The organism is Fibrobacter sp. (assembly GCF_045131395.1).
In the GTDB taxonomy this organism is placed as follows: Bacteria; Fibrobacterota; Fibrobacteria; order Fibrobacterales; family Fibrobacteraceae; genus Fibrobacter.
This window is the reverse complement of record NZ_JBGUQY010000002.1, coordinates 1-13,498: the sequence shown is the minus strand read 5'-3', so window position 1 is coordinate 13,498 and position 13,498 is coordinate 1. Positions and strand designations below refer to the sequence as shown.

The 13,498-nt window shown below is 51.0% G+C and carries 10 protein-coding genes and 1 rRNA gene; 6 read left to right on the top strand and 5 right to left on the bottom strand.

The window, feature by feature from the left end:
- Positions 1 to 12: 12 nt before the first annotated feature.
- Positions 13 to 768: a DNA alkylation repair protein gene (locus ACJMNB_RS00060; RefSeq protein WP_405337510.1), complete on the bottom strand. Its 756-nt coding sequence runs from the start codon at positions 766 to 768 to the stop codon at positions 13 to 15.
- Positions 765 to 1,673, bottom strand: a complete 909-nt coding sequence (locus ACJMNB_RS00055) for a bile acid:sodium symporter family protein (protein WP_405337507.1) — start codon at positions 1,671 to 1,673, stop codon at positions 765 to 767. Before ACJMNB_RS00055 ends, ACJMNB_RS00060 begins: the two co-directional genes overlap by 4 nt.
- A 67-nt stretch (positions 1,674 to 1,740) precedes the next feature.
- On the opposite strand from ACJMNB_RS00055, the gene ACJMNB_RS00050 reads away from it, so the two are divergent.
- The 3 genes from ACJMNB_RS00050 to ACJMNB_RS00040 are packed head-to-tail and all read left to right on the top strand — an operon-like array spanning position 1,741 to position 4,469.
- The gene (locus ACJMNB_RS00050) at positions 1,741 to 3,132 is read left to right on the top strand and encodes a TrkH family potassium uptake protein (RefSeq protein ID WP_405337504.1); all 1,392 of its coding nucleotides are present in this window, start codon (positions 1,741 to 1,743) and stop codon (positions 3,130 to 3,132) included.
- A gap of 28 nt (positions 3,133 to 3,160) precedes the next feature.
- Positions 3,161 to 3,799: an FISUMP domain-containing protein gene (locus tag ACJMNB_RS00045; RefSeq protein WP_405337501.1), complete on the top strand. Its 639-nt coding sequence runs from the start codon at positions 3,161 to 3,163 to the stop codon at positions 3,797 to 3,799.
- 13 nt (positions 3,800 to 3,812) lie between these two features.
- Positions 3,813 to 4,469, top strand: coding sequence for a TrkA family potassium uptake protein (locus ACJMNB_RS00040; RefSeq protein ID WP_072800294.1), 657 nt, complete (start codon positions 3,813 to 3,815; stop codon positions 4,467 to 4,469).
- 74 nt (positions 4,470 to 4,543) lie between these two features.
- On the opposite strand, the gene ACJMNB_RS00035 is transcribed toward ACJMNB_RS00040, so the two are convergent.
- Positions 4,544 to 5,131: a hypothetical protein gene (locus ACJMNB_RS00035; RefSeq protein WP_405337498.1), complete on the bottom strand. Its 588-nt coding sequence runs from the start codon at positions 5,129 to 5,131 to the stop codon at positions 4,544 to 4,546.
- A 105-nt stretch (positions 5,132 to 5,236) separates the two neighbouring features.
- Between ACJMNB_RS00035 and aroC the strand changes: the two genes are divergently transcribed.
- From aroC to ACJMNB_RS00020, 3 genes are all read left to right on the top strand, one after another.
- Positions 5,237 to 6,319, top strand: a complete 1,083-nt coding sequence (gene aroC / locus ACJMNB_RS00030) for a chorismate synthase (RefSeq protein WP_405337495.1) — start codon at positions 5,237 to 5,239, stop codon at positions 6,317 to 6,319.
- A 24-nt stretch (positions 6,320 to 6,343) separates the two neighbouring features.
- Positions 6,344 to 7,219, top strand: coding sequence for a tetraacyldisaccharide 4'-kinase (locus tag ACJMNB_RS00025; RefSeq protein ID WP_405337492.1), 876 nt, complete (start codon positions 6,344 to 6,346; stop codon positions 7,217 to 7,219).
- Between the two features lie 63 nt (positions 7,220 to 7,282).
- Complete coding sequence (locus ACJMNB_RS00020) at positions 7,283 to 8,749, top strand: hypothetical protein (RefSeq protein WP_405337489.1); 1,467 nt, start codon at positions 7,283 to 7,285, stop codon at positions 8,747 to 8,749.
- A 22-nt stretch (positions 8,750 to 8,771) separates the two neighbouring features.
- Here the strand turns inward: ACJMNB_RS00020 and ACJMNB_RS00015 are convergent, their stop codons facing one another.
- Complete coding sequence (locus tag ACJMNB_RS00015; protein ID WP_405337486.1) at positions 8,772 to 13,049, bottom strand: fibro-slime domain-containing protein; 4,278 nt, start codon at positions 13,047 to 13,049, stop codon at positions 8,772 to 8,774.
- Positions 13,050 to 13,379: 330 nt separating this feature from the next.
- Positions 13,380 to 13,494: ribosomal RNA gene (rrf, locus tag ACJMNB_RS00010) — 5S ribosomal RNA — on the bottom strand.
- Positions 13,495 to 13,498: the final 4 nt, after the last annotated feature.

Below are 13,498 nucleotides of genomic sequence, written 5' to 3'. Positions count from 1 at the left end.
TCGGCTCTAGAATTACTTCAGTTTACGCAAGATTTCTTTTTGTTCTGCCGTGATGCGGTAGCTTTCGCAGGCTTTCTGGATTGTTTTCGCGTGAGTCCATGTAGAAAGTTTGCGTCCCTTAATATAGGGGAAAGCAGCATCCCATTGCTTGGCAAGTGCCGTGGCAAAATACCAGGCAATTTCCATTTGCACATAGTAACGATCCGTAGGGCATTCCGCGCGACCGTCATCATTAAACAATGATTCATCAATGCCGGTGACCCATTTCAAAAAACGCTTGTCGAACCGTTCATCCAAGAAATAATTCATGAGCATGTTCACGCCGAAACGAGCCGTGTACGGGTGATTCGACTTGACCCAAGCCTGGATTCGTTCCAAGAATCTCGCTTCATCCTTAAGCAGAGCCTTCGGTGACTTACCATCACAAACAGCCCAGTTATCAATATAGGGCAAGAACTGTTCGATACGGTGCAGGCATTCATCATAGTCCTTGATGCGCTCCACCACAAAAAGGTGCACCTGATTTTCTTCGAAGTATTTGTGCGGAAGCTTGTCCAAAAAGTTCGCGACATCCTTCGGCATGGTTTTTGCGGCACCCTTCGCATCCTTCGCCGAGTCCACAAATTCCTTCGCAATCTTTCTCATCGTAGGAACGCGAACGCCGATAATCGATTTCTTGTCGATGTTCGGCAACAGCGATGCATGGAAATCGCGGTACTTAAGGTCCTGTTCAGCCAAAAGGCGTTTAACAAGTTCAGCGGGGGTCATTTCGCGGAATCCTTCGGCTTGATTCTTGCACTCAAATAACTGAGCACCAGGTTCTGCCACACCACATAGCAAGTGGGGGCAAGTGCCACCACGGGGCCCGCATACAAAGTAGCAATCCAGATGACGAGGGTCGTATTTTTCTGACCCATGCTCTGCGCACTTTCAATGGGACGCCGGTTCTTTTCGACATACCAGCCGAGGGCATACAAAAGAATGCAAAGAATCAACGAAATACCCGCCATCATCGGGAGCTTTCCGCTATTCCACAAATCCCAGAATCCCATTTCGCGAATGTCGTAGCTAGCCTTCGCCAAAATCACGAACACCGAGAACGTCCACACAAACATGGTGTACTTCTGGAATTTCGCGGCACGGTCAGCAAGTTCCGGGTAAAAGGCGCGCAGGCCCAAGGCAAATGCCAGCGGAATGCTAATGATGGGCTGAATCGTATTGAAAATCTTCATGGCGATTTCGGAGAGGCCCGCATCGGTTCCAGTCAAGTAACCGAACACAAGGGGAATCGAAAAACACGCAATCAGGTTTCCACTCAAAAAGATCTTGAGGGCAAGCGATGCCGAACCGCCCAACATTTTTGCCATGGCAGGGGCCGCATTTGCAGGCGGGCAAAGCGCAATAATCGCGCCACCCAAAAGGACTTCGCGCGGAAGGTCAAACAGTTTTACAATACCAGCAATAATGGCAACTAGCAACAAGCTCACAATAAGGGCGCGAATTTCAATTTTAAACGTGTAACCATGAGTCTGTGGCGGAATTTTAGTCACAAACGTCAAAAACATCATGGTTCCGATTAAAAACGGCATTAATGGCGAAAGCACATGTGCCTGCGGGAGCAAAATCCCGAGCAAAATGGCTATCGGCATCAAAATGGCACGCAAATTCTTCATACGCGCCCAAATGTAGAAAACCGCCCAAACCTAGGCAAGATAGGGATTAATTTCTATATTGTAGCCTATGTTACGTTCAAGGTACGAAGCATTTGACTTCGTGGAAAAGAAGGCCGAAGTCAAGAAAAAGTCGGGCAACCCGATCTTGATGATTGTGTCCGGCTATCTCGCGCTGGTTTCTTTAGGGGCACTCCTTTTGTCGCTCCCATTTGCCCAGCGTGAACCGGTCGGCGTACTCGACGCCTTCTTTACGGCCATGTCTGCCGTGTGCGTCACGGGTCTTTCCACCATCGATATCAGCGCCAGTTTTACCACCTTCGGCAACTGGGTTCTTGTGGTCCTCATGCAAGCGGGCGGTCTTGGAATCATGACGATTTCTACCGTGATTATCTTGCTTGCCGGCATGCACCCGGGTTTCAACCACCAGTCGGCACTCCTCGCCAACTACACGCAGGAAGGTAACGTCGACGCAGGTCGAATCCTCAAGGCAGTGCTCCCCTTTACCTTCGGGCTCGAAGCTATCGGCGCAGTCATCTACTTTACGCAGTTCAGCGACATGGAACTTTATGACCGCCTTTTCTGCAGTCTGTTCCAAGCCGTCAGTTCTTTCTGTAACGTGGGCTTCACCTTGTTCCCCGATTCTCTGGTTCGCTTCCAGCTGAATCCGCTCATGAACATCACGACCTGCGTGCTCGCCCTGGCAGGCGGCTTCGGCTTCCTGGCCATTACCGAAATTCGCTACCTGTTCGACTTTAAAAAGCGCGCCATCCGCAAGGTGTCGCTGCATACCCACATTGCCACGGGCTTTACCCTGATTATCGTTCTCGTGAGCATCGCCTTCTTCATGTTCAGCGAATGGAGCAACACCTTTGCAGGCCTGAACTTCGGAGAAAAGCTGGAATCCAGCGCCTTTATGGCCTTCACCAGCCGTACCGCAGGCCTCAACAATATCAACACCTCTGCTCTGAGCGTGGGTTCGCTGTTCTTCTTTGTGATTATCATGCTCATCGGTGCGAACCCCGGTAGCTGCGGCGGCGGTATCAAGACCACGACCACAGCCGTGATATTCCTGCTGGGTTTCAATCGCCTTTTGGGCCGTAATAAAACCCAGATTCTGGGCCGTACCATTCCCGAAACCACGGTCGATAAGGCGGTGCGAATTTTCGTGGTAGCTATCGTGGTGGTGGTCGTTGCGACCCTCGTGCTTCTCGAAACCGAGGCCGCCGGCAATTCCATCGAGCAGATATCATTCCTTAAGGTATTCTTCGAAGTGGCCAGCGCTTATAGCACCTGTGGACTTTCCATGGGTCTTACCCCGGATCTTTCAATTCCTGGCCGAATTGTAATCTGTACGGTGATGTTCGTCGGCCGAATGGGCCCGCTGTTCCTGATTTCTGCAGTGGCTAAAAAGCAGGAACAGGGCATGTGGTACGCCGAAGAAGACATCATGGTGGGCTAGTTCAAACAAAAGTGGTTTAGGAGGCCAAATGAAATTTGCACTTATCGGGTTTCTTTTTGCCGTGGCTATGGCCAACGCAACCTCGGTCTGGGAACGTTCCCCCTGGGACAATTCCCCCATGAAAACCGAACAAGATGCAGTACCCCAGGCCGTTCAAGAAAACCAGGCGGATATCAAGGGCGATCCCAATACCTTTGTCGACACCCGCGACCACCAGTTATACAAGACCATTACGGTATACGGCGTGACATGGCTGGCCGAAAACCTGAATTACGAATCAGGCACAAGCACCTGCTACAGTAACAAGCCCCATTGCAAAAAAGAAGGCCGCCTTTACGCATGGCATTATGCACAAAGGGCGTGCCCTCCGGGTACTAGGCTCCCGACTGTGGCCGACTGGAAAAAGGCACTTGGTGCCAGCAATTTTGAAAATACACTGACCTTGACCGGTTACCGTTTCTTTAACGGCGATTTTTACGATTATGGCAATACAGGGGCCTATTGGGCCGCCGAAGAAAAAGAAGACTATGCCGGATACGCCTATTTCTTTAAATACAAGTTCGGCGACTGGCAAGAAGAGGCCTTTTACAAGGAACAGGGCAATTCGGTCCGTTGCATTGTAGAGGGTTCCAAAACATCAAGTTCCCATACATGGGGCGACCAATAACTATCTTTAGGCCATGGCTTCTAAACAATTTGTAGTTATAGGACTGGGTAACACGGGCTACTTTCTGGCCCGCCATTTGACCGCACTCGGACACGACGTGATGGTCGTAGACCCCAGCCCCGAAAAAATCCAGGACATTTCGAACCAGGTGGCCCAGGCCGTGGTTGCCGACGGCACCCGCAAAAAGCAGCTGCAATCCCTCCCCCTTTCCAAGGTGGACAGCGTTATCTGCTGCATCGGCGAAGACCTTCAGGCCTCGCTCCTCACTGTCCTGAACCTCAAGGAACTGGGCGTCAAGCACATTATCGCCAAGTCCAGCAGCCCGGCCCATACCATTATTCTGGAAAAGCTCGGCGTGGCAGACATCTTCCACCCGGAACGCGACATGGCCATTTCGCTGGCAGAACGTTTGAACCGCCCGAACATGCTGGACTACCTGCCCTTCATGGAAGGCTTCTCCATCGTCGAAATCGCCTGCCCCGATGCATTCCTCGGTAAGACACTCAAGGACCTGTCCCTTACCCACAAGTACGGCATCCAGGTGATCGCTATCCGCGACCCGTTGGAACCCAAGCCCAAGATCGGTAACATCGCCGACTACGTGCTCAAGGAAAACGACGTGCTGTTCGTGATAGGCCCCAACGAGGCCCTGGACAAGCTTAAGACCTAATCTTGCAAAAGAACAAAAAAATTTAAAGCCGGCGAAATTCGTCGGCTTTTCTATTCGATTTTGTTTTGAACAAATTAGAAAACAGGCTTGTTGGAAGTAGCGCGTTCCGTGGCGCGGCCCGAGCCCGAGGTCTTTTCGGTGGCAAGCTTACGGTGAGTCACGGCGCCTACTGCAAAGTAACGGCCATCCTTCTGGACCAGTCCCGTATAGATGTTCAGGACTTTCTGGGAGAACCACTGCTGGTACAGGTTCAAAATGCTTTCTTTAAGGGCCGAAGTTTCGTCGATAGCCGGGTTACCCGAGGGCTTGCCGTACTTGAGCGTAAACTGTTCGGACATATAGGCTACAGCTTCGAAAGACTTGTTCAAACGGGCGCGTTCGACACGACCGGTACGAATTTCAAAAGAGTAGAACTTGTCGTTCTTGTTAAAAATAAAGTCAACCTGGACCGGCAGTTCACCGAACATAAAAACGGGAATGACGACACGTTCGCCTTCACCACTTTGACCATAGGGCTCATAACCGAGCTTCATCACCTCTTCAATGACGGTCTCGCGGGAAGCACCGAAGGGAATACCCGCAAAGTCATTATAACGCTGGGCGGCCGCTTCCAGAGAAAGCAGCAAAGTCAAAATCGTTATAATAAATCCAAAGTGTCTCACAGGATTCTCCTAGAATCTTTGTAAAAGATAGTAAACTTTGCCATGTTGGTAAGTCCTTATCTGATATTTTCTTAGAAAAAACGCCGATTATCTATATTTTGACTCATGGCAAGCACTTTTGGCAAAATTTTTAGCGTTACTACCTGGGGCGAATCCCATGGTCCGGCCGTCGGCTCGGTCCTGGATGGCTGCCCTGCAGGCCTCGAAATCACCGAAGAAGAAGTCCAGGCGGAACTCAACCGCCGTCGCCCCGGGCAGGGTAAAATGACCACCGCCCGCGACGAAAAGGACCAGGTCAAGATCCTCTCGGGCGTTTTCGAAGGCAAGACCACCGGAACCCCCATTTCTTTCGCCGTCTTCAACGAAGACCAGCGCAGCCACGATTACGCCGAAATCCAGAAATGGTACCGTCCAGGTCATGCAGACCTGTGCTACGACCTCAAGTACGGGTTCAGGGACTACCGCGGTGGTGGACGCAGCTCTGCCCGCGAAACCATCGGACGCGTTGCCGCAGGTGCCGTAGCCAAGAAACTTTTGAAGCAGGTGAACGGCACCGAAATCATCGCCTGGGTAAACTCCATTGGCGAAGTGGATTGCGGCCCGCTGGACCTGAACAGTCTCACGCTCGAACAGATTGAAAAATCCCCCGTGCGCTGCCCCGACCTGGACGCCAGCGCCAAGATGGAGCAGGCTGTGCTCGACGCCCGCGCAAACGGCGACAGCATTGGCGGCACCGTATGCCTCCTGGTTAAGAATCCGCCCATCGCCCTCGGTGAACCCGTATTCGACCGCCTAGACGCCCTGCTTGCCCAGGCCATGCTCAGCATTCCCGCCTGCAAGGGTTTCGAAATCGGAAGCGGCTTTGCCTCTGCCCGCATGCACGGCAGCAAGCACAACGACGAACTTTACTTCGATGGCCACGCCTACCACACCCGCACCAACAATGCAGGTGGAAGCCTCGGCGGAATTAGCAACGGCGAACCCATCTACTGCCGCATGGCCTTCAAGCCCACCGCCACCATTTCCCAGGAACAGAAGACTGCTGGTCGCGGTGGCGAAAACGGAACCTTGGCCGCCCGTGGCCGTCACGACCCCTGCGTCGCCGTCCGCGCCCCGGTGATCGTGGAAAGCATGGCAGCCCTCGTTCTGGCCGACTTGTTCTTGCAGCAAAAGCGTCATTGTCTGTAACGGCACTCGCAGTCGGCTAGTTCCATGTTACGTTTACTCGCCGCATTCTGCTACCGCGCCGTATACAAATTGCATCACGCGCTCTGCCTGAGGCCGGGTGCGCCTCTACAGAATTCCAAGCTGATCGTAGTCGGCAGTTACCGCACCGGTGGTGCCGGAAAGACTCCCTTTTGCATCTGGCTTTGCAAGCACTACGCCGCACAAGGCAAAAGGGTGGCTCTCCTCGCCCACGATTACGCCTTCGACGAAACCGCAATGCTCCGCCAAATTTTTTCGGGCACCGAAAGCATTCAAGTCTTCGCAACCAAGAACCGCTACCGCCTGGCACACGAACTGGACGAATCGCGCAAGTTCGATTACATTGTCTGCGACGACGGTTTCGAAGACAGCCGTCTTACAGGAGCAGTCACGTTGCTTTTGAACTGGGAAAGCGCCCCCACAAGAATATCGGAACTCTGGCCCTGCGGCAAAATGCGCAGCCTCGCCAAAGACCACAGGATAAATTCCTCCAACACAATTCCGTTAATGTGCCATGGCGAAAATCCCGACATTCGGTTTGTTATAGACAAAGTATTGCATATCGCGACAAAGACTGAATGGGACGGCGTATCCAAAGCGAATATTGCATGCGGTATCGGAGACCCGGAACGGTTCTGCAAGGACATTCAAAATTTCGGAATCCACATCGGGCAAACCTACTTTTTCAATGACCATTGCAAGACATTCTCTACTGAATTCGAGCAACATCTCCAAGACCAGCTGCAAGACTCCTTTATCATCAGCGAAAAAGATGCAGCCCGGCTCCCTGCTGAATTTATCCAAAAAAACGTAAATAGACAAATTTTTGTCGCCTTCCAGACCACAAAAATTTCTCCTGAAACGCTTCAAAAGCTCCCTTAAAAAATTTACCTATTTAAAATTCCTTCATCAGTTTTTATATTTCTGCAAAAGAAGGAAGAAATCATGACGCTCACCTCCCGTATCCAGAACTTGATGCAGGCACTTTGCCAGGAATTTCCCGAAAGGCAAGACAGACTCCAACTGGGCTTCCTCGCAGCCATCAACAACGAGTCCTTTTATCTGTATGGACGTTCCGGTTCGGGCAAGAACTTCATGATTGGCCGACTGCTTTCGGCATTCAAGAAAACGCGCCCTCTGAAAATCGGCACGCACCTTCAGGAACGCCTGGAGAACTTCGAAGACTACGACTTTATCTGGTTCAAGGATTTCAATCCTATCGATGACATTACCAAAGATAATGTCCGTCATGCCCTTCAAGACAGAAAGAACTCGACCCTCATTCTCAGTAGCGATGTCAGGCCCGAAAACGCCATGGGCCGCGCCGATATTGCCGACGACATCACCCTGACCATTTACATGCCCGATAATCTTTCTTCGGACGCCCTGTGCACATTGCTCCAAAACTACAAGCTTAATGACAGCTTCAAGGTTCCCGAAGAATACACCATCTCAGAAGAAGAAAAGGCGGCCTGGGCCGACGAAATCAAGAAGGTGACCCTTTCTCCGGACACCATGGCCATTATCGGAAAACTTTCGGAACTCTGCATCCAGAATGCCATTTACGTTCCCATTAGCAAGTGGCTTTCTTTGGCAAACATCGCCCGCACCATCGCCTTCTTTAACGGGCGCAGCGAAACGAATTTCTCCGACACGTTGTTCCTCGGCACGCCCATATGGGGCCGCTCCACATCGAACAACGCCATTATGGAAAGCTTCAACAACATTGTCAAATCGGTCTTGCTCAAGGATCTGGCAAAAGTTGTGGAAACCACCTACGATGCCCAAGCCCTTTACCGTAAAGTCAAGGGGCTCCTGAACAGTTCTAATAATTTGTACGAAACCAAGGAATTCAACGGTGGTCCCTGCATCAGCTACCGCATTACCGTTGCCGGCGAACAAGTCCCTCTGTACGTGCCGCTCCACTTTGTAGAAACCGACGAAGATTTCAACCCCTACAACGAGCTCCGTCAAGTCGAGAAGCACGTACGTTGCAACTACCATGGAACTTCCAGCTGCACCATTTCCATTGATTCTGCAGTCAAGGGAATTGGCCTGCGCAACAACAATTCCAGAAACGGCAACAACACCCCCGGAAAGTTCGAAGACTTCGCAACGCTTCCCACGTACATTCTTCGCGAAAACGACCCCGAAGTGGCCAAGAAAAAGAAGACTGAACTGGAAGCCAGCCAGAAAGAAGCCCAGGCACAAATGGAACAGCAGGCAAAGATCTTGCGCTCGCTGCGAGACCTTTACCAGTCCAACAAGACTTTCCGCAACGACCTGTTCTGCAATCTTGAAAACTTCGACAAGATCCAAGGCGACTTGAGCGATATTTTCAATACCATCAACGGTGTTGCCACCAAGCTAAAAGAAACGCTCGAGCTGTACAATACGACAGCCCGAGCCTAATCCTTTAAAACTACAACCGGCGCTAGAATTTTTTTCCGCGGCGAATACCTATTGTATAGGTGTCGTCGCTGCTTCCCGCCTTTTCGCGGCCATTCATGATCTTTACCTTCATCTTGGTAATGTAGGCTCCTGTACCCACGACACGACCTTTCTCGCTGCGGGCATTCCATTCAAAGAACAGGTTGCCAGGATTGTCATAGCAATTAGACAATTCCGGATTAGAGGCGTTGTAGAATACCGTTTTGTCGTTGCAGGCAATCGTCCCGCCAGCCTTGTTTACGAAGTTTCCCAAGTGGGAGAAATAGTAGCCATCCCAATTGATCCGTATGAGAGCTAGTGCCGAATCCTTATTGGCATCGCTAGGCAAATCCATAAGCAGCGTGGTGGCCAATTCACCGATATTATAGCTCAGCAGCAAGCCTGGCATACCCACACTGTCAATAATATCTTGCAGTGACTTATTGGACGGCACCACCATGGGAACAATAGGCTCCTTATGCGGCCAGGCCTCGGGATTACTGGAAATGGTCACGACTCCGGGAGCCTTGATTTCAGTACGCTGTTCGCCTACAATGCGAACCTTGGGATTATTCACGTGTGCGGCATTTCCACTCCGATCCTTCAGTTCACCCGGCAACAGCCTTACATAATCTCCAACTTCCGGAAGCGTTGTTTGCGCAGTCCGCTGGAACATTACACGGAATACATTTCCCTTCGCATTCATGTCGGATTTCACGATATAAAGCGAATCCATAAAACTTGCCGAATCCCGATAGAACACAAAGGCGGTTTTTCCGTCAATCGTATTGTCATCGGTACCTTCGCTCAAGTTGATTGTCACCGCACTCAGATCTTCGGACACAGGCTCAATTACGGCACTCAGCACAATGGGTGCCACCTTGTCCTCAATCAAGGTGTTCATCGAAAGCTTGACTTCTTCACCGGACTCCTCGTCGGTATAGGTGTAATGGTACAAAAGGGAACCCGAATAAATCTGGTCCGAAAGGCCGGTAAATACATCCTTGCGAAGACCTTCCGGATTATAAAGGGTAATCACCGAGTCCATCACCACGAGAGGCCAAATATTCCCCTGGCCGGCAGTTGAATGGAATTCAGTGCCGCCAAAGGCCCACGAAATGGTATCAGGTACCACGTCATCGAAGGGCTTGCTGAACGGCACCGCCAAGCTATCGGGAATACCGTCGCCATTCACGTCGTACATCCTAGCCCGCTGCGCAAATGGCACCGGGGGTTCCTTGAAATGGATGTCTTTCCAAATCAGCACGTTGTTCACGCCATTACTTTCTATCGTAAAGTAGGCATCGACCATGGCAGAATCGCCCACCACATAGAAGCTCACGTAACCCGTCGAGTCGGTGGAAACCGTTGTCACACGCTGGTTATTCTTATCCAAGAAACTCAACGGAAATTTTGTATTCAGGTTCAGTTCCTGCACACAGTTTATATCGGCACCGGCTGCCATTTGCCCACAAGGAGTCGTTCCAAAAAGAAGGGCAATCTTTATAGGCACCGTATCCGGATACGTCACATGGGCCAAAAGCGTATCGTTCTTGCCGCCGTTCAATCCCATTACATCGCCACGCAGCGTATATCCTGCCGGATCGAAGAACGCTGAATCCGTCACATGGAAAACATCCACAAAGGCAATATCAGGGAGAGGATATTCCGGCACCGTAAAGGTAATCACCTGGTATTGACTGGGGTCAGAAGCAAGCATGCAATACAAGGCGTACTTACCAGGGCTAAGCTGGCGGGAATTCACGAAGGCAGAAGTATCAATGGAGACACCCGCCATATTTTCGCTAATAAAGATACCGCCATACTGCAGGCCCGTTTCCAAGGTCACGCCTTCAGCAGGGAGGTTTCCACCCTTCAGAATAAAGATGGATTGAGCCAATTGGTCGCGGGCACTCTGCACACTGGATACATCGCAACTGATAGCCTTGTCAACCAGCAGCTGATGGAATTCATACTCCACGGAACCGTCCAAGTCCTCTTTCATCTTGGAGAAATAGGTTCTCTGGGTCTGCAAGTTGATCGATGTGCGCATCTTGAAATTCGAACCCGTGGCATTGCGTTCCGAGAAGAAAATATGGAAGGGATATTCAACGCCTTCAACCAAGCCGAGAGTATCCAGATTCACCGCGCCCTCGATAGGACTATGGCAACCGCCAATGTCCACCACCAGGCGGTTATTGATATAAACCCAGACGTCATCGTCACCGCGGAATTCGAAGTACTGGCCCTTCACATACTTGAACTGGGCAGAAACCTTCATGGAGAAGCTGTAATTGTGCTTCTTGCCGCCAGCCGTCAGCTGGTCATCCCAGTCAAATTTCGGATTGCGCACCGTCTTTGCGGAATCAAGGAATTCCAAGTCGTCGATGGGGAAAAATCCGCCGTCTTCATGGGATTCCGAAATGTCAGCCAACCAGAAACCTTCTTCATCCAGGACCAGGTCAATATCACGACAGACGGCATTGGTATATTCCTTGCCATTTGCATCTGTAGCCACAACCTGGGGCACAAACCATTTTTCAATTTCATGGGCGGCCGAACACTTGCTCCAGGGATACACTAGAGAATCCACACGGGCAGGAAGACCATTGACCAATGTGTCCTGAACCATGCCCGTCACCAGATTTTGACAGCTCTTGTATTCCACAAGTGTTCCCGTAGAATCAAGAACCGTTACGGTAGTATATTCGTTACCGTCATAAATGCCGCCAAAATCCACATCCTGGCTAAAGTCCGTCACGCGGTTGTATTGGTCAGCCCCAGCCATCTTTACGCCTTCACCGGCCCAGTCAAGCACCAGGGCAGAAATCTTCATGGAAGGGCACACGCCCAGCAACTTCGGGTACGCACCAGATATGCGGAAGGGAATGGACGTAATCCACGCCGTATCGGTCTCTGCAAAAATGGAATCCAGATTAATCATCTCGCCAGGGATAGAATCAAGCCCGGTCCTCGAGAAATATTCAAAGCCAAAGGCCTGCCTAAAATAAACATCCCAGGAATCGATATGCTTATACGATACACCTTGGTACCAACCGCAAGTATCACTATGGAAAGGACCCATCTTGATCGTATCGCCTTCCACAAACATCGTAGGCGTCGTATTGTCCCAAGGACTCATCAGGCGAACCACCTTCGGTTCAAGGGGACTAAAAGAAAGATCCAAAGTTCCGGCACTATTGGTAAACAGCCACGTTTCATAGACACCCGTCGGGAAAAGAGCCGATGCCAGCGGGCGGGACGCTTCCTTAAAATAGGTCACCTGCGGCCATTCGTTCTGACGGCGATAAATATTGAACTGGGCCATGAAAGAACTCCAGTTCGCAGACTTCACCGTCGCCGGCTCAAATTCATAACGGTACCAGTAAGGGTATGTATCCTTTTTGGTCGCTACAGGGTTGTTCAAGATGTTGTTGCCTACCGTAATGTAGACCACACTATCCTTGTACGTGGAATTGGTACGCCACGGATGGTAAATATGCAACACATGGGTCGAATCAAAACATTCGCCCAGCGAGCCGAATTTGTCCGTAAACACGGGAGAAGCCCCGGTTCCATCGATAAACAAGGTGTCCATCACGGCAAAGTAATCTGCAAGCTCCACCGTTCCCGAAGCGGGGAATGACATATAGGGCGTATTCAAACGAATAAAGTGCGCAGTCTGGACAGGATTGCGCTTAATCATCGCCGGCGAAACTGCACCATAGAACCAGCCGCAGCTGGACTTGTCATCGTAGGCAAAACGCATCATCACAGAATCGTTGCCAAAAATCATCTGCGGCAGAGCCTTGTTCCCCCAAGGGCTCTTGAACCACACCATCTTGGAACCCGGTGCCACAAACGACTTAGTATAGCTCATGTCAGAAGGATCGGTATAAAGCCACACTTCAATATCAGTCCCGAAAAGGGCACCCATCTTGAACTCGCCAGCCGCCTTCCACTGCTCTCCGTTATTATTGTTAAAATTCTGGTCGGCCGTATTCGGGTAAATACCTACCGTAAAGGATTCCCAATCCTGAAAATCCGAAACATTCTTGTTCCAGGTATAGCTGAACCAGCCATCGCCTTCGTCAGTAGTAATCGTTGGAGAAGTCGCTCCGAACACCGCATTATAGGCCCCAGTAGCACCACCCAGAATATGCAGGAAATACCCCTCTTTCGAGGCATCGTTTCTCCATGGAGACTGGATATGCACCGTTAGCGCAGCCTGTGCGACAGCAACCCATACCAACCAAACAAAAAACATTAACGTGTGCTTCATTAAACACAACTCCTTTCAACACAAACAACTCCAGCCTATAAAATATATTCCATATTCCAAATCGGAATAAATAACAGAATAATAGCGGAAAAACGTTGTGCTGCGCTCAATAAGCAAATGTTTTCAGACAACAAAAAAAGCCCCGCTCGCCGTTTGCGGCAAGGGCCGTGAGCGACAAGCGACTCGTACAGACGAGTCGTGGAGCGACCTTTGGCCACTTAGCGCTTCAGCGCTTACGTGGACATGGCCACCTTCAGGTGGGAGCGAAGCCGGATAAGCGGTACATAATAAGAAAGGGCCCCTCGAGCGTCAAGCTCAAGGGGCCCGTGAATCCAGCAGCGACCTACTCTCCCGGGCCCGTGGGCCAGGTACCATCGGCGATGAGGGGCTTGACTTCCGTGTTCGGAAAGGGAACGGGTATGACCCCCTCTCGGTAACCGCTGAAACAA

Excerpts from the sequence above, each read along its gene's own strand:
- ACJMNB_RS00015 (WP_405337486.1), bottom strand. The coding sequence starts at position 13,049 with ATGAAGCACACGTTAATGTTTTTTGTTTGGTTGGTATGGGTTGCTGTC.
- ACJMNB_RS00050 (WP_405337504.1), top strand. The coding sequence starts at position 1,741 with ATGTTACGTTCAAGGTACGAAGCATTTGACTTCGTGGAAAAGAAGGCC.
- ACJMNB_RS00045 (WP_405337501.1), top strand. The coding sequence starts at position 3,161 with ATGAAATTTGCACTTATCGGGTTTCTTTTTGCCGTGGCTATGGCCAAC.
- aroC (WP_405337495.1), top strand. The coding sequence starts at position 5,237 with ATGGCAAGCACTTTTGGCAAAATTTTTAGCGTTACTACCTGGGGCGAA.
- ACJMNB_RS00020 (WP_405337489.1), top strand. The coding sequence starts at position 7,283 with ATGACGCTCACCTCCCGTATCCAGAACTTGATGCAGGCACTTTGCCAG.
- ACJMNB_RS00055 (WP_405337507.1), bottom strand. The coding sequence starts at position 1,673 with ATGAAGAATTTGCGTGCCATTTTGATGCCGATAGCCATTTTGCTCGGG.
- ACJMNB_RS00040 (WP_072800294.1), top strand. The coding sequence starts at position 3,813 with ATGGCTTCTAAACAATTTGTAGTTATAGGACTGGGTAACACGGGCTAC.
- ACJMNB_RS00025 (WP_405337492.1), top strand. The coding sequence starts at position 6,344 with ATGTTACGTTTACTCGCCGCATTCTGCTACCGCGCCGTATACAAATTG.
- ACJMNB_RS00060 (WP_405337510.1), bottom strand. The coding sequence starts at position 768 with ATGACCCCCGCTGAACTTGTTAAACGCCTTTTGGCTGAACAGGACCTT.